The sequence below is a fragment of the Pseudomonas fluorescens genome (assembly GCF_030344995.1).
GTDB classification, from domain to species: Bacteria; Pseudomonadota; Gammaproteobacteria; order Pseudomonadales; family Pseudomonadaceae; genus Aquipseudomonas; species Aquipseudomonas fluorescens_BF.
Window position 1 is genome coordinate 3,975,656 of sequence record NZ_CP128260.1, and the last position, 16,673, is coordinate 3,992,328.

18 protein-coding genes are annotated in these 16,673 nt (G+C 61.9%); 13 read left to right on the forward strand and 5 right to left on the reverse strand.

Going from position 1 to position 16,673, the window contains the following annotated elements; all coding sequences use genetic code 11:
* The first annotated feature begins 129 nt into the window (after nt 1-129).
* Nucleotides 130-516 (forward strand): DUF2784 domain-containing protein, encoded by a 387-nt coding sequence (locus tag QR290_RS17575; protein WP_289203218.1) that lies wholly within the window; start codon nt 130-132, stop codon nt 514-516.
* Here QR290_RS17575 and QR290_RS17580 read toward each other — a convergent pair.
* The gene (locus QR290_RS17580) at nt 513-1,034 is read right to left on the reverse strand and encodes a DUF3087 domain-containing protein (protein ID WP_289203219.1); all 522 of its coding nucleotides are present in this window, start codon (nt 1,032-1,034) and stop codon (nt 513-515) included. The two genes, QR290_RS17575 and QR290_RS17580, sit on opposite strands and share 4 nt — an antisense overlap.
* A 210-nt stretch (nt 1,035-1,244) precedes the next feature.
* Here QR290_RS17580 and ppnN point away from each other — a divergent pair, with 210 nt between their 5' ends.
* From ppnN to QR290_RS17605, 5 genes are all read left to right on the forward strand, one after another.
* A complete protein-coding gene (ppnN, locus tag QR290_RS17585) occupies nt 1,245-2,618 on the forward strand; it encodes a nucleotide 5'-monophosphate nucleosidase PpnN (RefSeq protein WP_007950520.1) in 1,374 nt (457 codons plus the stop codon).
* 155 nt (nt 2,619-2,773) lie between these two features.
* Nucleotides 2,774-3,511, forward strand: a complete 738-nt coding sequence (locus tag QR290_RS17590) for a response regulator (RefSeq protein WP_039766999.1) — start codon at nt 2,774-2,776, stop codon at nt 3,509-3,511.
* A 151-nt stretch (nt 3,512-3,662) separates the two neighbouring features.
* The gene (locus QR290_RS17595; RefSeq protein ID WP_289203220.1) at nt 3,663-4,040 is read left to right on the forward strand and encodes a hypothetical protein; all 378 of its coding nucleotides are present in this window, start codon (nt 3,663-3,665) and stop codon (nt 4,038-4,040) included.
* A gap of 162 nt (nt 4,041-4,202) precedes the next feature.
* A complete protein-coding gene (locus tag QR290_RS17600) occupies nt 4,203-4,937 on the forward strand; it encodes a substrate-binding periplasmic protein (protein ID WP_115078278.1) in 735 nt (244 codons plus the stop codon).
* A gap of 108 nt (nt 4,938-5,045) precedes the next feature.
* Nucleotides 5,046-5,297 (forward strand): hypothetical protein, encoded by a 252-nt coding sequence (locus QR290_RS17605; RefSeq protein WP_115078279.1) that lies wholly within the window; start codon nt 5,046-5,048, stop codon nt 5,295-5,297.
* 64 nt (nt 5,298-5,361) lie between these two features.
* On the opposite strand, the gene QR290_RS17610 is transcribed toward QR290_RS17605, so the two are convergent.
* The 3 genes from QR290_RS17610 to QR290_RS17620 form a co-directional block, all read right to left on the reverse strand.
* A complete protein-coding gene (locus QR290_RS17610; RefSeq protein WP_289203221.1) occupies nt 5,362-6,777 on the reverse strand; it encodes an FAD/NAD(P)-binding protein in 1,416 nt (471 codons plus the stop codon).
* A gap of 59 nt (nt 6,778-6,836) precedes the next feature.
* Nucleotides 6,837-8,240 (reverse strand): LLM class flavin-dependent oxidoreductase, encoded by a 1,404-nt coding sequence (locus QR290_RS17615; RefSeq protein WP_289203222.1) that lies wholly within the window; start codon nt 8,238-8,240, stop codon nt 6,837-6,839.
* A gap of 216 nt (nt 8,241-8,456) precedes the next feature.
* Nucleotides 8,457-9,020 carry a helix-turn-helix domain-containing protein gene (locus QR290_RS17620; RefSeq protein WP_039767012.1) on the reverse strand — a complete coding sequence of 188 codons (564 nt, stop codon included), beginning with the start codon at nt 9,018-9,020 and terminating at the stop codon, nt 8,457-8,459.
* Nucleotides 9,021-9,105: 85 nt separating this feature from the next.
* Between QR290_RS17620 and QR290_RS17625 the strand changes: the two genes are divergently transcribed.
* The 7 genes from QR290_RS17625 (at nt 9,106) to QR290_RS17655 (ending at nt 16,190) form a co-directional block, all read left to right on the forward strand.
* On the forward strand, nt 9,106-10,044 hold the full coding sequence (locus QR290_RS17625; RefSeq protein WP_115078284.1) for a DMT family transporter: 939 nt from the start codon (nt 9,106-9,108) through the stop codon (nt 10,042-10,044).
* Nucleotides 10,045-10,150: 106 nt separating this feature from the next.
* A complete protein-coding gene (locus QR290_RS17630; protein ID WP_289203223.1) occupies nt 10,151-13,051 on the forward strand; it encodes a monovalent cation/H+ antiporter subunit A in 2,901 nt (966 codons plus the stop codon).
* Nucleotides 13,051-13,395: a Na+/H+ antiporter subunit C gene (locus QR290_RS17635; protein WP_003192163.1), complete on the forward strand. Its 345-nt coding sequence runs from the start codon at nt 13,051-13,053 to the stop codon at nt 13,393-13,395. The genes QR290_RS17630 and QR290_RS17635 overlap by 1 nt, the downstream gene beginning before the upstream one ends.
* On the forward strand, nt 13,392-15,071 hold the full coding sequence (locus QR290_RS17640) for a monovalent cation/H+ antiporter subunit D (protein WP_115078286.1): 1,680 nt from the start codon (nt 13,392-13,394) through the stop codon (nt 15,069-15,071). The genes QR290_RS17635 and QR290_RS17640 overlap by 4 nt, the downstream gene beginning before the upstream one ends.
* Nucleotides 15,068-15,556 (forward strand): Na+/H+ antiporter subunit E, encoded by a 489-nt coding sequence (locus QR290_RS17645; protein ID WP_007950533.1) that lies wholly within the window; start codon nt 15,068-15,070, stop codon nt 15,554-15,556. Before QR290_RS17640 ends, QR290_RS17645 begins: the two co-directional genes overlap by 4 nt.
* Nucleotides 15,553-15,831, forward strand: coding sequence for a K+/H+ antiporter subunit F (locus tag QR290_RS17650; protein WP_003225959.1), 279 nt, complete (start codon nt 15,553-15,555; stop codon nt 15,829-15,831). The genes QR290_RS17645 and QR290_RS17650 overlap by 4 nt, the downstream gene beginning before the upstream one ends.
* Nucleotides 15,828-16,190: a Na+/H+ antiporter subunit G gene (locus QR290_RS17655; RefSeq protein WP_115078287.1), complete on the forward strand. Its 363-nt coding sequence runs from the start codon at nt 15,828-15,830 to the stop codon at nt 16,188-16,190. The genes QR290_RS17650 and QR290_RS17655 overlap by 4 nt, the downstream gene beginning before the upstream one ends.
* Here the strand turns inward: QR290_RS17655 and QR290_RS17660 are convergent.
* A complete protein-coding gene (locus QR290_RS17660; RefSeq protein WP_007950535.1) occupies nt 16,187-16,627 on the reverse strand; it encodes a DUF3995 domain-containing protein in 441 nt (146 codons plus the stop codon). The genes QR290_RS17655 and QR290_RS17660 overlap by 4 nt on opposite strands.
* Nucleotides 16,628-16,673: the final 46 nt, after the last annotated feature.

Sequence of the window (16,673 nt, forward strand, 5' to 3'; positions counted from 1 at the left end):
CCCGGACTCTGCCAGCAAACGCCCATTCAAGGCTTGAACAATCTTGCGCAGTTGGCGCAAATCCTTCCTTCCGTCAGTCGTTTACCGGCGTAACATGGCAACCATTCACACACGCGTCAGGGAGACGACATGCTGTATCGAATAGCCGCCGACGGGCTGGTGCTGTTTCATTTGCTGTTCATTCTGTTCGTGCTGTTCGGCGGGCTGCTGGTGCTCAAGTGGCCGCGACTGATCTGGCTGCATTTGCCGGCGGCGGCCTGGGGCGTGGCGGTCGAAGTGTTGCATCTGACCTGTCCGCTGACCTATTGGGAAAACCTGATGCGCCACGCTGCCGGGCAGACCGAATACGCGGGTGGCTTTATCGAACATTACGTCTGGCCGATCATCTACCCGGCCGGGCTGACCCCGCAGATTCAACTGATGCTGGGCAGCGTTGTGCTGGTGGTCAACCTGCTGGTCTACGGGGGTCTGATCCGCCGCTGGAAACTCCGGCGCGCCGCGCGCATTCCGTTTTAACGCGTTTTCAGAGCTTCCAGCCAGGCCGGATCGAGGCGCGTCTGATCGGTGTCCAGACCGAGTGCCTCCATCCGCGCCTTGTGCGCTTCGACTTCACGATGCAATTGCGCATGATCGCTGGAGTTGCCGTCCAGTTCATGCATCTGGGTCAGCCCCAGATGATAGAAACGCAGCACCTTCATCGCCACCGGATCACCCTTCTCCACTGCCGCCGTCACCTGATGCATCACGTTGGTGACGCTCATCAGACTGCGCTTTAGCCGCCAGCCGTACACCGCCGGAGCCATCCAGGTCTGGTTCCAGAAACGCCCGCGCAGCAACGCCGCCGTCAGCAGAAATGCGCCAAACACCCCGCCGACATTGAATCGCAGATTATCCCCGCCCGGTTCACCGAACAGCGCCACCGCCGCCGTCGAAAACGCCATCGCCAGCACCAGAAACAGCACCGCGATGATCAGCGTGCTGCGCCGGGTCTGCTGGCGATAAGTGATGGCATCGATCGGTTGAATCTCGAACATCGCGACAGGCTTCCATGGCTTGAGTTAAAAAGAGGCTGCGCATTATCGCCTCTGAGGCGGATTTAGCTATGCTGGAGCGCCTTTTCATCTTTTCAACGTCCAACGGGGACATGGCGATACCACGCAGATCGTGCCATCTTCATTCATGGATACACACTATTCGGATGCCATTGGCCATGCCGGCAATGACATCGTTTTAAGGATCACTGCATGACCCAACGACACGTAATCAATGCCTCGGTCAGCCCGAAAGGCAGCCTCGAAACCCTTTCCCAACGTGAAGTTCAGCAACTGAGCCAGGCCGGAACCGGCAGCACCTACACCCTCTTTCGCCAGTGCGCCCTGGCCATCCTCAATACTGGCGCCCACGTCGACAACGCAAAAACCATCCTTGAAGCCTACAAGGACTTCGAAATCCGCATCCACCAGCAGGATCGCGGCGTGCGCCTCGAACTTCTGAACGCCCCGGCCGACGCCTTCGTCGACGGCGAAATGATCGCCAGCACCCGGGAAATGCTGTTCAGCGCCCTGCGCGACATCGTCTACACCGAAAACGAACTCGACGCCCTGAGCATCGACCTCAGCACTTCCCAGGGCATCAGCGACTACGTCTTCCACCTGCTGCGCAACGCGCGCACCCTGCGCCCGGGCGTCGAGCCGAAAATCGTCGTGTGCTGGGGCGGCCACTCGATCAACACCGAAGAATACAAATACACCAAGAAAGTCGGCCACGAACTGGGCCTGCGCAGCCTCGACATCTGCACCGGCTGTGGCCCCGGCGTGATGAAAGGTCCGATGAAAGGCGCGACCATCGCCCATGCCAAACAGCGGATTCATGGCGGCCGTTACCTCGGTCTGACCGAGCCGGGCATTATCGCCGCCGAAGCGCCGAACCCGATCGTCAATGAGCTGGTGATTCTTCCGGACATCGAAAAGCGTCTGGAAGCTTTCGTCCGCGTCGGCCACGGCATCATCATCTTCCCGGGCGGCGCCGGCACTGCCGAAGAGTTCCTGTACCTGCTGGGCATCCTGATGCACCCGGACAACGCCGGCCTGCCGTTCCCGGTGATTTTGACCGGGCCGAAACACGCCGCGCCGTATCTGGAACAACTCGACGCTTTCGTCACCGCCACTCTCGGCGAAGCAGCGAAGAAGCACTACGAAATCATCATCGACGACCCGGCCGAAGTGGCGCGGCAGATGACTGCGGGCCTCAAGGCCGTGAAGCAATTCCGCCGCGAACGCGCCGACGCGTTCCACTTCAACTGGCTGCTGAAGATCGACGAAGGCTTTCAGCGCCCGTTCGACCCGACCCACGAAAACATGGCCAACCTCAAGCTGCACCGCGATCAGCCACCCCATGAGCTGGCGGCCAACCTGCGCCGCGCGTTCTCCGGGATTGTCGCCGGCAACGTCAAGGACAAGGGCATCCGCCTGATCGAGGAACACGGGCCGTACCAGATCCGTGGCGACGCCGCGATCATGCAGCCGCTCGATCTGCTGCTCAAAGCCTTCGTCGCCCAGCACCGGATGAAACTGCCGGGCGGCGCGGCGTATGTGCCGTGCTATCGCGTGGTGTCCTGACCATCAATGCATAAGCCTGAAGACCCATTCTTCAGGCCATTCCATAACACTGCGGGAGCAAGCTTGCCCGCGAAGGAGCCATCGAATTCAGCATCATTGCTGACTGGCAGACCGCTTTCGCGAGCAAGCTTGCTCCCACAAAAAGAGTGTGAACCATGGATCACATCAACCACATCCTGATCGTCGACGATGACCGCGAGATCCGCGAACTGGTCGGCAATTACCTGACCAAGAACGGCCTGCGCAGCACCGTGGTCGCCGATGGCCGGCAGATGCGTAGTTTTCTGGAAGCCAACACGGTCGACCTGATCGTGCTCGACATCATGCTCCCCGGCGATGACGGGCTGGTGCTGTGCCGCGAATTGCGCGCCGGCAAGCACAAGGCGATCCCGATCCTGATGCTCACCGCCCGCGACGACCAGACCGACCGCATTCTCGGCCTGGAAATGGGTGCCGACGATTACCTGACCAAACCCTTCGCTGCCCGCGAACTGCTGGCGCGGATCAACGCCGTGCTGCGCCGCACGCGAATGCTGCCGCCCAATCTGCTGATCACCGAAACCGGGCGCCTGCTCGCGTTCGGTCGCTGGCGCCTCGACACCACCGCCCGCCACCTGCTCGATGAAGACGACACTATGGTTGCCCTCAGTGGCGCCGAATATCGCCTGCTGCGGGTGTTTCTCGATCATCCGCAACGTGTGCTCAGCCGTGACCAGTTGCTCAACCTGACCCAAGGCCGCGACGCCGACCTGTTCGACCGTTCCATCGATTTGCTGGTCAGCCGCCTGCGCCAGCGTCTGCTGGACGACTCTCGCGAGCCGACCTACATCAAGACCGTGCGCAACGAGGGTTATGTTTTCTCCTTCGCCGTGGAGATGCTCGCCGAATCCTGACGGATTTGTATCGCTCTGTATAAATTCGCCGCGCAGATACGTAACCCGTGTTTTCGGGCCGTAACACCACATATCAGCGATACACCCTCGCGTTTGAATGGACCCACCAGAAAGCACTGGTTCACTCATCTCAAACGCAAGGAGAAACACCATGTTCAAGTCCTCGAAATCCCTGGTACTCGCCATCAGCCTGCTCGGCGGCCTGGCCATGGCCGACCTGGCGTCCGCCAGCTCCCAGCCGCTGGTCGCTGAATACGGTTCGGAAAACCTGCAGAAAGATCGTGTTACCGAAGGTGGCGCGGATCGCTTGCAGGAGCTGCGTGAGCGCGTGGCTGAGGGTGGCGCGGATCGTTTGCAAGAATTGCGCGAACGTGTAGCTGAAGGCGGCGCCGACCGTTTGCAAGAGTTGCGTGAACGTGTCGCCGAGGGTGGTGCAGATCGCCTTCAGGAACTGCGGGAACGTTCGGCCCGCAGCGTACTGGTCGCCGAGAACCGTCCCGAGTTCGGTTCGAAGTACCAGCGCTACTGATCGTTTGTACCCGCCATTGTCGATTCCTGCCGGGGGCGCTCTGCCCCCGCAGCGATCACTACCGAACCGCCCTGCTCTCTGACACAAAAGCCCCGCTGTTTCCCCACGACAGCCGTCATGGCGCGTACTAAGCTGCGCGATTGATTTGTTCAGGGACGATCCATGAAACGATTTGCCGCCTGTCTACTGTCCATGCTGGCCCTGACGGCCACCGCGGCGGACCTGCAACTGCTCACCGACAACCACCCGCCCCTGCATTTCATGCAAGGCAATCAGCTCGCAGGATTCGGTGTGGACGTGGTGCAGGCCCTGGCGACCCAGACCGGCGACCGCATCCATCTGCAACAGGTCCCGCTGTTGCGCGCCCTGCACATGGCCAGCGATACCCCCGACACCGGCGTATTCACCGTCCTGCGTACCGACGACCGTGACGATCGCTATCAATGGGTCGGGCCGCTGATCGAAGTCGAAACCGCGCTGTACGCCCGCGACAATCTCCAGCCTCCCGTGCACAGCCTGCGTGAAGCCGATCACCTGGGCCGGATCACCGTGCCGCGCAAATGGCTGGTCTACAGCTATCTGCAAGGGCAAGACCTGAACAACCTCTACGGCGTGGAAACCCCGGAGCAGATGATGCGGCTGTTCAGCCTGGGGCGTACCGATTTCGTGGTCTCCGATACCTGGTCCAAGGCCGCCCTTGCCCGCGAACAAGGCATGGAACCGGGACGCCTGCAATACCAGATCCCGTTGATGAAGCAGAACACCTACATTGCGTTTTCACCGCAGACCGATCCGAAACAGGTCGCACGCTGGCAGCAGGCGCTGGATACATTGCGGGCCGACGGCCGTCTGGAGCAGATGCGCCAGCGTTGGCTGAGCAATACCCTACCGCGCTGATCAGGCATCAACGCCTTCGATAACGACTATGCGCAAGGGTGTTTTCACATCAAAACCCTCCAGCACTAGAGTGGGCCCCATCTTCTCCCCACTCTCTGGAGCAACATCATGAAAGACATCATTGCACTCGGCTTCATCGTTTCCCTGATCGGCGCCACCTCCGCCATCGCGGCGCCACACGCCAGCACCCCGGTTGTCGCGGCTGCGACCGTTGGCCAGTCCGGCACCCTGAACGTCGACACCGTCAGCATCGATGCCGAACACAAAGGCAACCTCAACCTGCAACAGAATGCCGAACAGAGCAAACTGTACGTCGCAGAAAACCGCCCGGAATTCGGTTCCAAATATCAGCGCTACTGAGTGATCGGTTTGAGCTGCCAGAAACAGGAAACCCCGCCGAAGCGGGGTTTCTTGCATTTGGGCATCAACGCACCAGTCGCGCGGCCAGTGCCTTGGCCTGCAATGCCACATCGGTCACGGCAGTACTTTCCCACCACATGCCGCGCAGCGGCGGGCCCATGGCGAACAGGCGGTTCGAGACCCGGCCCTCGACATCCAGCACAGCGCCGTCCACTGCCGCCGCGATGCCCAGCGCCAGCGGTCCCGGTCGAACCAGACCGCGAGCCAGCAATTGCTGCGGCAAAGGTCGCGCGACGCGGCGCCAGTCGTATTCGATGCCGCTGGAATTGATCAACGCCGCGCCCTGCACCACGCGGGTTTCGGCCTCACCGCGAGGGCGAATGCGGATACTCACGCCCTCACCCGACACCGGCTCAAGCCCCTTGTAAGACGCCGCATGAATGCGCAATCGCCCTTCACGGTGCATACGCTCAACCAGTTCCGCACTCAGCGGCGGTGAACGATGGTGATGACTTTCCCACCACGGCCGCACATGGCGCACGAATTGCCGGCGCTGCACATCGCTGGCCTGGCTCCACAAACGACCGATGTGCGCACGCACTGTGTCGAGCGGCGCCTGCCAGTCGATGCCTTGTGCGATGGCGTCGCGACAATGCCGGCGCAATTCACGCAGTAACTGGCGTGGCGTGCGAATGCTGTAATCCTCGGCGAGGAAGTCCACCCACGCCGGCGGTTGCCGACGCACATGGGGCAGCAGCCCGTGTCGGGAAAACACCTCGATCGGCCCGCGATGCCCGGCCTGCTCCAGCGACACCACGGCATCGACCATGGTCAGGCCGGAGCCGATGATCAGCACCGTGGATTGCGGATCGAGCTGACGCATGGCCGCGACATCCCACGGATCGAGCGCCGCTGCATTGAGGCCGCTGGACTCCTTTTGCGGTGTGCGAGCCGCCGGGAACATCCCGGTCGCCAGCACTGCAAAAGCGCCGTGCAGTTGCTGACAGTCAGTCAAGGTGAGCTGCACGGAATCGCTGGAGACCTGAACATCGATCACTTCGGCGCGCACATGCTCGACCGTCGCCCCCTGTTGCGCGCCCACCTGCTGCGCTTCGGCCAGACGCTGTTGCACGTACACGCCGAACAGCCCCCGAGGCGGAAACAGCTCGCTGACCGGAACATGTTGCTGATCGGACTCCGGCCAGCCACCGCCAGCGATGTGGTCGGTCAGCCATTGAGTCAGGTCATCGGCATTGTCCGGATCGACGCTCATCCGCGCCGCGTTGCCATTCAGTGTATGGCCCAGTTCCACCGCGCTGTACGCTTCTCCCCGGCCCAGTTCGGCGCGAGGTTCGATTACCAGAATCTTTCTGCGCCCCGGCAAACGCAGCAATTGCACCGCCAGCATCGTGCCGCTGAGGCCACCGCCGACAATCAGGATGTCGGCGTGACGCAGTACGGTCGTATCGGTTTGAGTCATGCCGTTCTCGCAGCTGAGGATATGCTCGGGCCAGTGTCATTCAGACGCCGCAAAGGCGTCTAGACGGACGCGACTTTTTTCTCCTGCCGATGCAGCTCACCGAGGTTTCGATAGCTACTGCCCGGATGAATCTCCGGCAGTCTCGGCCCCTCGCCAAACAGCTTCTCGCGCAAGGTTCCCGGCGCGTACTCGGTCTTGTAGACACCCCGTTTCTGCAACTCCGGCACCAGCAACTCCACGGCGTCGATGAAGGTTTCGTGGGTCAGCGCGTACGCCAGATTGAAGCCGTCGACGTCGGTTTCATCGACCCATTCCTGCAACAGATCCGCCACCGTTTCCGGGCTGCCGACGAACAACGGGCCGAAGCCGCCGATGCCGACCCAATCGGCGAGTTCGTTGGGGGTCCAGACCTTGTTCGGATCCGCCGTGGAGAAAGCCTCGACCGCTGATTGAATGGCGTTGGTGTGCACGTGCTTGAGCGGTTCGTCCGGCTTGAAGCGGCTGAAGTCGATTCCGGTCCAGCCCGAGATCAATGCCATCGCGCCTTCGTAGCTAACCCAGGATTTGTATTCTTCGAACTTGGCTTTGGCCTTGGCGTCGGTCTCGCCGAGGATCACGGTTTGCAGGTTGAAGATCAGGATCTTCGACGGATCGCGTCCGGCCTCGGCGGCGCGGCGGCGGATGTCGGCCACGGTTTTCTTCAGCAAGACCTTGGACGGTGCCGCGACGAATACACACTCGGCATGCTCGGCTGCAAACTGCTTGCCCCGACTGGACGCGCCCGCCTGATAAAGCACTGGAGTGCGCTGCGGCGACGGCTCGCAAAGGTGAATGCCCGGCACCTGGAAGTGTTTACCCTGGTGGCGGATTTCGTGAATTTTGCTCGGATCACTGAAGATGCGGCGCTCGCGATCCCGCAAAATTGCGCCCTCTTCCCAACTGCCTTCCCAGAGTTTGTAGCAGACCTCCAGGTATTCCTCGGCGAAGTCGTAGCGCGCATCGTGTTCAGTCTGGGCTTGCTGGCCGATGTTCTTGGCGCCGCTCTCCAGATAAGAAGTGACGATGTTCCAGCCGGCACGGCCCTTGGTCAGGTGATCGAGGGTCGACAACCGTCGAGCGAAGGGATACGGATGTTCGAAGGACAACGATGCGGTCAGGCCAAACCCCAGGTGCTCGGTGACCAGCGCCATCGGCGGGATCAGTTGCAGCGGATCGTTGACCGGCACCTGAGCCGCCTGCCGGATGGCCGCTTCGCCATTGCCGTTGTACACGTCGTAGATGCCCAGCACGTCGGCGATGAACAAACCGTCGAACTTGCCGCGCTCGAGGATTTTCGCCAGATCGGTCCAATACTCCAGATCCTTGTACTGCCAAGAGCGATCCCGAGGGTGAGCCCACAGGCCCGGCGACTGATGGCCGACGCAGTTCATGTCGAAGGCGTTGAGACGGATTTCGCGGGGCATCAGATGGCACTCCCGATGTTCAGGAGGCGTTTGGAGGTTTGATTTGAAGCGGTCATGTGAGGCGACTCCGTGATTTCCGGATGAGGTTCCAGAACCTTTAGCAGGAGTCGTGCCTGAATATATTTTCGTTATTTATCAATAGATTGAGATAACAACCTAAAGCAGTCTGCACGCTGGATAGAACAAACTGTTTATCCGCTGTCGGCCCTGCAACAGTCAGATCACCACATTGCGCACGAACCGCGCCGCCACTTCCCCATCGTTGCGATAGGTGTGCGGCTGGTTGCTGGCGAACATGAAAAACTCCCCGGCCGCGATCTGCTGCGGTTGGTCGCCGAGCATCAGCGTCAGGCAGCCTTCGAACACGAAAATCTGCTCGCTCCAGCCCTCGGCATCCGGTTGCGAGGGATAGACCTCGCCCGGTTGCAGGCACCACTCCCACTGTTCCACCGCGCGAGTGGCGTTGGCCTTGGACAGCAAAACGGCTTTGCTGCCGGGGATGCTGCCGGCCCAGGCGAGTTCATTGATACGGCCGGGATCGCGGTTATCCGGGGCCTGGATCAGATCGCTGAAGGCCACTTCGAGGGCTTCGGCGACGCGGTCGAGGGTGGTCAGGCTGACATTCTTCTCGCCGGCCTCGATGGCCACCAGCATCCGCCGGCTGACCCCGGACTTTTCCGCGAGGGCCGTCTGGCTCATGTCGGCGGCGTGGCGCAGGCGCCGGACATTCTGGCTGACGTGTTGCAGGACCGAAGCCCGCTGTACAGAATCTTTGTGCACTATATTGCTCACTGGCTGGGGTTGGGCAGTATACTGCGCAACATTTGGCGCATTGTGCGTCTCCTCTTTAAAAGTGCGCAAGGTCATGACGTCAGCCAATTCCCCCCAAACTCCCCTGCGGTTTTCCCGGTTCAGCAAAGCCGAGTGCGTGCTGGTGCTGATCACCATGCTTTGGGGCGGCACCTTCCTGCTGGTGCAGCACGCGATGACCGTCAGCGGGCCGATGTTTTTCGTTGGTCTGCGCTTTGCCGCAGCGGCGAGCATCGTGGCGATGTTTTCGTGGAAACACCTGCGTGAACTGACCCTGTTCGAACTCAAGGCCGGTGCCTTTATCGGCGTGGCGATCATGCTCGGTTATGGTTTGCAGACCGTGGGTTTGCAGAGCATCCCGAGCAGTCAGTCGGCGTTCATCACCGCGCTGTATGTACCGTTCGTGCCGCTACTGCAATGGCTGGTGCTGGGCCGGCGCCCGGGCCTGATGCCGAGCATTGGCATCATGCTGGCGTTTACCGGGCTGATACTGCTGTCCGGGCCTTCCGGTGCTTCGCTGAATTTCAGCCCCGGTGAAATCGCCACGCTGATCAGCGCCATCGCAATCGCGGCTGAAATCATCCTGATCAGCAACTATGCCGGGCAGGTCGATGTGCGCCGCGTAACCGTGGTGCAGCTGGCGACGACTTCGGTGCTGTCGTTTTTGATGGTGGTGCCGACCGGCGAGGCGATTCCGGATTTCTCGTGGCTATTGCTGAGCACCGCCCTGGGCTTGGGCGCGATGAGTGCGGCGATTCAGGTGGCGATGAACTGGGCGCAGAAAAGTGTCTCGCCGACCCGCGCGACCTTGATCTACGCCGGTGAACCAGTCTGGGCCGGGATCGTCGGGCGCATCGCAGGAGAGCGTCTTCCAGCCATCGCATTGATCGGTGCGGGGCTGATCGTGGCGGCGGTGATTGTCAGTGAATTGAAGACCAAAGGCAAAGAGACACAAACAGTCACGGAAGAATTGGAGCACGAGACCGAAGGCTAAACGCGGGTTTTACGGCTACTTTGTAGGATTCAGAGACATCCTCGCGTTTGGCGATCCGGGAGCTGGCACGTATGATGCTTCACAAACTTCCGCAGATTAGAAGCCTATGTCCCTGATAGTTCTACTGCTTCTGCCTTTTCTGGGCAGCTGTCTGGCAGCCGTGCTGCCTCACAACGCACGTAACGCCGAATCCCTGCTGGCAGGTCTGGTCGCACTGATCGGCACTGTCTCGGTCGCGATGCTGTACCCGCAGATCGCCCACGGCGGCGTAATTCGCGAAGAATTCACGTGGCTGCCCAGCCTGGGCCTGAACTTCGTCCTGCGCATGGACGGCTTCGCCTGGCTGTTCTCGATGCTGGTGATGGGCATCGGCACCCTCGTTTCCTTATATGCCCGTTATTACATGTCGCCGGACGATCCGGTGCCGCGTTTCTTCGCGTTCTTTCTGGCGTTCATGGGCGCCATGCTCGGGCTGGTGATCTCCGGCAACCTGATCCAGATCGTGTTCTTCTGGGAGCTGACCAGCCTCTTCTCGTTCCTGTTGATCGGCTACTGGCACCACCGCCACGACGCCCGCCGTGGTGCGTACATGGCGCTGATGGTTACCGGTGCCGGGGGATTGTGCCTGCTGGCGGGGGTCATGATCCTCGGCCATGTGGTCGGCAGCTATGACCTGGACAAGGTCCTGGCCGCCGGCGATCTGATTCGCGCACATGCCCTCTACCCCATCCTGCTTCCCCTCATTCTTATCGGCGCCCTCAGCAAAAGCGCCCAGTTTCCCTTCCACTTCTGGCTGCCCCACGCCATGGCGGCGCCCACACCGGTTTCGGCATACCTGCACTCGGCGACCATGGTCAAGGCCGGGGTTTTCCTGCTGGCCCGCCTGTGGCCGTCGCTGTCCGGCAGCGAAGAATGGTTCTACATCGTCAGCGGCGCCGGCGCTGCCACGCTGTTGCTCGGCGCGTACTGCGCAATGTTCCAGAACGACCTCAAGGGACTGCTGGCCTACTCGACCATCAGCCACCTCGGCCTGATCACGCTGCTGCTGGGCCTGAACAGCCCGCTGGCCGCTGTCGCGGCGGTGTTCCACATTCTCAACCACGCGACCTTCAAGGCTTCGCTGTTCATGGCCGCCGGGATCATCGACCACGAAAGTGGCACCCGCGACATCCGCAAGCTCAACGGCCTGTTCAAACTGATTCCGTTCACCGCCACCCTGGCAATGGTGGCCAGTGCGTCCATGGCCGGCGTGCCGCTGCTCAACGGTTTCCTCTCGAAGGAAATGTTCTTCGCCGAAACCGTGTTCATCAACGCCACCGCTTGGGTGGAAGCTGCGCTGCCGATTATCGCGACCATCGCCGGTACGTTCAGCGTGGCCTACTCGCTGCGCTTCACCGTTGATGTGTTCTTCGGCCCGACCGCCACCGACCTGCCGCACACCCCGCACGAGCCGCCGCGCTGGATGCGTGCACCGGTGGAGTTGCTGGTCTTCACCTGTTTGCTGGTGGGGATTTTCCCGGCCCAGGTCGTCGGCCCGTTGCTCGCCGCAGCAGCATTGCCGGTGGTGGGTGGCGTGCTGCCGGAATACAGTCTGGCGATCTGGCACGGCCTCAATGCACCGATGATCATGAGCCTGATCGCTATGTCCGGCGGTATCGTGGTCTATCTGCTGCTGCGCAATCAGCTCAAGCGTGGCCGTTTCAAATTCCCGCCGCTGGTGGGCCGTTTCAACGGCAAGCGCCTGTTCGAACGCAGCCTGGTGGCGATGATGCGTCTGGCCCGGCGGCTGGAGCGGCGGATCGGCACCAAGCGTCTGCAAACCCAGCTATTCCTGATGGTATTGGCGGCAGTGCTGGCCGGCCTGATCCCGATGCTGCACAGCAGCCTGAGCTGGGGCGACCGGCCGAAGATCCCTGGCTCGATCGTGTTCGTGACCCTGTGGCTGCTGGCAATCGCCTGCGCCCTCGGCGCCGCATGGCAAGCCAAGTATCACCGTCTTGCCGCCCTGACCATGGTCAGCGTCTGCGGCCTGATGACCTGCGTGACCTTCGTCTGGTTCTCGGCGCCGGATCTGGCCCTGACGCAACTGGTGGTCGAAGTGGTGACCACGGTGCTGATCCTGCTCGGTCTGCGCTGGCTGCCACGGCGGATCGAAGAGGTTTCGCCGTTGCCAAGCAGCCTGCGCAAGGCGCGTGTACGGCGTCTGCGCGACTTGCTGCTGTCGATTGCCGTCGGCGGCGGCATGGCGCTGCTGTCCTACGCCATGCTGACCCGGCAGACGCCGAACGATATTTCCTCGTTCTACCTGAGCCGCGCCCTGCCCGAGGGCGGCGGCAGCAATGTGGTCAATGTGATGCTGGTGGATTTCCGTGGTTTCGACACCCTTGGCGAAATCACCGTGCTCGCCGCCGTGGCACTGACCGTGTTCGCCCTGCTGCGTCGTTTCCGCCCGCCGAAAGAAAGCCTGCAACTGCCGGCCCAGCAACGCCTGCTCGCCCCTGACGTGGTGACCGATCTGGTCAACCCGCGTTCGGCCAGCGACACCGCGCTCGGTTTCATGATGGTGCCGGCGGTGCTGGTGCGCCTGCTGCTGCCGATTGCGCTGGTGGTGTCGTTCTACCTGTTCATGCGTGGGCACAACCAGCCAGGTGGCGGCTTCGTCGCCGGCCTGGTGATGTCGGTGGCGTTCATCCTGCAATACATGGTCGCCGGCACTCAGTGGGTCGAGGCGCAAATGAGCCTGCGACCGCTGCGCTGGATGGGCACCGGTCTGCTGTTCGCCACCGTCACCGGCCTCGGCGCGATGGCGGTGGGTTATCCGTTCCTGACCACCCACACCTGGCATTTCAGCCTGCCGCTGCTGGGTGACATCCATATCGCCAGCGCGCTGTTCTTCGATATTGGCGTCTACGCCGTGGTGGTCGGCTCGACCTTGCTGATCCTCACCGCGCTCGCCCACCAATCGGTCCGGGGCCACAAAACCGCTGCCGCCAAAGGAGCCGTCTGATGGAAGAAGTCATCGCAATCGCCATCGGCGTACTCGCCGCGTCCGGGGTTTGGCTGATCCTGAGGCCACGGACATTCCAGGTGGTGATGGGCCTGTGTCTGCTGTCCTACGGCGTCAACCTGTTCATCTTCAGCATGGGCAGCCTGTTCATCGGCAAGGAGCCGATCATCAAGGACGGCGTGCCGCAGGACCTGCTCAACTACACCGACCCGCTGCCCCAGGCGCTGGTACTGACGGCCATCGTCATCAGCTTCGCCATGACCGCATTGTTTCTGGTGGTGTTGCTGGCTTCACGAGGCCTGACCGGCACCGACCACGTTGACGGAAGGGAGCCCAAGGAATGACGGCGATGAATCACCTGATCGCCGCACCGATCCTGCTGCCGCTGCTGACCGCCGCCATCATGCTGATGCTCGGTGAGAAGCACCGCCCGCTGAAGGCGAAAATCAACCTGTTCTCCAGCCTCCTCGGCCTCGGCATTTCGGTGATGCTGCTGCAATGGACCCAGACCACCGGCGTGCCCGGCTCCATCGGCGTGTACCTGCCGGGCAACTGGCAGGTGCCGTTCGGCATCGTGCTGGTGGTCGATCGTCTGTCGGCATTGATGCTGGTGCTGACCGGGATCATCGGCGTCAGCGCCCTGCTGTTCGCCATGGCCCGATGGGACGGCGCCGGGTCGAGCTTCCACGCGCTGTTCCAGATTCAATTGATGGGGCTGTATGGCGCGTTCCTGACGGCGGACCTGTTCAACCTGTTCGTGTTCTTCGAGGTATTGCTGGCCGCGTCCTACGGTTTGCTGCTCCACGGCTCGGGCCGGGCGCGGGTGTCGTCGGGGCTGCATTACATTTCGATCAACCTGCTGGCGTCGTCGCTGTTCCTGATCGGCGCGGCGTTGATCTACGGTGTGACCGGCACGCTGAACATGGCGGATCTGGCGTTGAAGATTCCACTGGTGCCGGAGGCCGACCGTGGCCTGTTGCACGCCGGCGCGGGGATTCTGGCCGTGGCGTTCCTGGCCAAGGCCGGCATGTGGCCGCTGAACTTCTGGCTGGTGCCGGCCTACTCGTCGGCCAGCGCGCCGGTGGCGGCGATGTTCGCGATCATGACCAAGGTCGGCGTCTACACCCTTTTGCGTCTGTGGACGCTGCTGTTCTCCGGCCAGGCAGGCGCTTCGGCGTATTTTGGCGGCGACTGGCTGATCTACGGCGGCATGGCCACCATGGCCGGTGCGGGCGTGGCGATCATTGCCGCACAACGCCTGGAACGCATGGCCAGCCTGAGCATTCTGGTGTCGGCGGGGATCCTGCTGTCAGCCGTGGGATTCGCCCAGCCAAACCTGATCGGCGCCGCGCTGTTCTACCTGGTCAGCTCGACCCTGGCGTTGAGTGCGCTGTTCCTGCTGGCCGAATTGATCGAACGCTCGCGCACCGCCATCGAAGTACCGCTGGAAGATGAAAACGAACTGCTGCCGCGTCCGCAGGAATGGCAGCGACCGGTCAAGGGCATCAACCTCGACGACGATCAGAAAGCGGTGGTCGGTCAAGTGATTCCGTGGACCATGGCGTTCCTCGGCCTGAGCTTCATTGCCTGCGCGCTGCTGATCATTGGCATGCCGCCGTTGTCCGGTTTCATCGGCAAGCTGAGCCTGATCGGCGCCCTGCTCAACCCGCTGGGCCTCGGCGCCGGCGAACCGATCTCGAAGGCCGCCTGGGCGTTGCTGGCCCTGCTGATTCTCACCGGACTCGGCTCGCTGATGGCGTTCTCGCGTCTGGGGATCCAGCGCTTCTGGTCGCCTGAAGAGCGACCATCGCCGCTGCTGCGCAAACTGGAATGCACGCCGATTTTCCTGCTGCTCGGCCTGAGCATCGCGCTGACCTTCAAGGCTGAACCGCTGCTGCGTTACACCCAGGCAGCGGCCGACGCCCTGAACAATCCGCAGCAATACGTGATGGCGGTGCTCGGCACCCGCGCCGTGCCGAGCCCGGAAGCCAAGGCTGCGTTGCTGGAGGTGCAACCATGAAGCGTCTGTTCCCTGCTCCGTGGTTGTCGCTGGCGCTGTGGTTGCTGTGGCTGGTGCTGAACCTGTCGGTCAGCCCAGGTAACTTGCTGTTGGGTGCCGTACTCGGTTTCTGTGCCCCGCTGATGATGCGCAAACTGCGCCCGCAGCGGATTCACATCCGCCGTCCGGGCACGATCCTGCGATTGTTTCTGCTGGTCGGGCGCGACGTGATCGTCTCGAACCTGCAAGTGGCCTGGGGCGTACTCAACGCCGGTCGTCGGCCGCTTCGTTCACGCTTCATCAAGGTGCCGCTGGACCTGCGAGATGCCAACGGTCTGGCGGCGCTGTCGATGATCTGTACGGTCGTGCCCGGCACGGTGTGGTCGGAGCTGGCGCTGGATCGCAGCATTCTGTTGCTGCACGTCTGGGATCTGGATGACGAGGCGCAGTTCATCCAGCACTTCAAGGTCACTTACGAGCGGCCGTTGATGGAGATTTTCGAATGAGTCCGCTGCTGTCGAACGCGATTCTGCTGACGCTGTTCCTGTTTTCCCTGGCAATGGTCCTCACACTGATACGCCTGTTCAAAGGCCCGTCGGCGCAGGACCGGGTACTGGCGCTGGATTACCTGTACATCGTCGCCATGCTGATGATGCTGACCCTGGGGATTCGTTATTCCAGTGACACCTACTTCGAAGCGGCGCTGCTGATCGCGCTGTTCGGCTTCGTCGGCTCGTTTGCCCTGGCGAAGTTCCTCCTGCGTGGCGAGGTGATCGAATGAACACTGAATTGTCTCTGTGGGTGGAAATCCCGGTGGCGATCCTGCTGGTCCTCAGCGGTATTTTCGCCCTGATCGGCGCCACCGGCCTGCTGCGGATGAAGGACTACTTTCAGCGCATGCACCCGCCGGCGCTGGCCTCGACCCTCGGCGCGTGGTGCGTGGCACTGGCGTCGATCATCTGTTTTTCCGCGCTCAAGTCCGGGCCGGTGCTGCACGCATGGCTGATCCCGATTCTGCTGTCGATCACCGTGCCGGTGACTACCTTGCTGCTGGCGCGGGCGGCGTTGTTCCGTAAACGCATGGCCGGCGATGATGTGCCGGCCGAGGTCAGCAGCCGGCGCACTGAAACCGGCAGCTAGATCCAGGCAACAGCCAACAGCCCGGCTCCCAATATCAGACACAACGGCGAGTAGACCCAAGTGTCGAGCCGGGCGAACCGCGATCCCTTCACTTCCTTGAAAAAACCCACCAGCTCCGAATCGCCAATCGCCCGCGCAAACATCAGCAGCGCAATCGCGCTGATCACCCATTGCAGTGCCCAGTGATGCACGGCGGGCAGCCACCATCCCACCCGCATGCACACCAGTGCGGCAATCAGTAGCAGGGCTGCCGCCACCACCAGCGTGATCCAGCCTGACGGCTTGAACGCCGGCCTGAGCGTCAGCCCGCCGTTGTCCACCGGAACCTGTGGCACCACCGCCACGGCCGCCCACTGCCCACCCATCGCCCAATACACATGCATCAGGCTGATCACCGCAAATATCGTCACCAGCCATTGAGCCAACACAAAGGTCATGGTCGAGAATCCTTTCAAGGGATTTGAACAAAACATCCTAGTCGGC

Excerpts from the sequence above, each read along its gene's own strand:
- QR290_RS17660 (WP_007950535.1), bottom strand. The coding sequence starts at position 16,627 with ATGACCTTTGTGTTGGCTCAATGGCTGGTGACGATATTTGCGGTGATC.
- QR290_RS17645 (WP_007950533.1), top strand. The coding sequence starts at position 15,068 with ATGAAGCGTCTGTTCCCTGCTCCGTGGTTGTCGCTGGCGCTGTGGTTG.
- QR290_RS17575 (WP_289203218.1), top strand. The coding sequence starts at position 130 with ATGCTGTATCGAATAGCCGCCGACGGGCTGGTGCTGTTTCATTTGCTG.
- QR290_RS17650 (WP_003225959.1), top strand. The coding sequence starts at position 15,553 with ATGAGTCCGCTGCTGTCGAACGCGATTCTGCTGACGCTGTTCCTGTTT.
- QR290_RS17595 (WP_289203220.1), top strand. The coding sequence starts at position 3,663 with ATGTTCAAGTCCTCGAAATCCCTGGTACTCGCCATCAGCCTGCTCGGC.
- QR290_RS17615 (WP_289203222.1), bottom strand. The coding sequence starts at position 8,240 with ATGCCCCGCGAAATCCGTCTCAACGCCTTCGACATGAACTGCGTCGGC.
- QR290_RS17610 (WP_289203221.1), bottom strand. The coding sequence starts at position 6,777 with ATGACTCAAACCGATACGACCGTACTGCGTCACGCCGACATCCTGATT.
- QR290_RS17600 (WP_115078278.1), top strand. The coding sequence starts at position 4,203 with ATGAAACGATTTGCCGCCTGTCTACTGTCCATGCTGGCCCTGACGGCC.
- QR290_RS17635 (WP_003192163.1), top strand. The coding sequence starts at position 13,051 with ATGGAAGAAGTCATCGCAATCGCCATCGGCGTACTCGCCGCGTCCGGG.
- QR290_RS17640 (WP_115078286.1), top strand. The coding sequence starts at position 13,392 with ATGACGGCGATGAATCACCTGATCGCCGCACCGATCCTGCTGCCGCTG.
- QR290_RS17590 (WP_039766999.1), top strand. The coding sequence starts at position 2,774 with ATGGATCACATCAACCACATCCTGATCGTCGACGATGACCGCGAGATC.
- ppnN (WP_007950520.1), top strand. The coding sequence starts at position 1,245 with ATGACCCAACGACACGTAATCAATGCCTCGGTCAGCCCGAAAGGCAGC.
- QR290_RS17625 (WP_115078284.1), top strand. The coding sequence starts at position 9,106 with ATGACGTCAGCCAATTCCCCCCAAACTCCCCTGCGGTTTTCCCGGTTC.
- QR290_RS17580 (WP_289203219.1), bottom strand. The coding sequence starts at position 1,034 with ATGTTCGAGATTCAACCGATCGATGCCATCACTTATCGCCAGCAGACC.
- QR290_RS17655 (WP_115078287.1), top strand. The coding sequence starts at position 15,828 with ATGAACACTGAATTGTCTCTGTGGGTGGAAATCCCGGTGGCGATCCTG.
- QR290_RS17630 (WP_289203223.1), top strand. The coding sequence starts at position 10,151 with ATGTCCCTGATAGTTCTACTGCTTCTGCCTTTTCTGGGCAGCTGTCTG.
- QR290_RS17605 (WP_115078279.1), top strand. The coding sequence starts at position 5,046 with ATGAAAGACATCATTGCACTCGGCTTCATCGTTTCCCTGATCGGCGCC.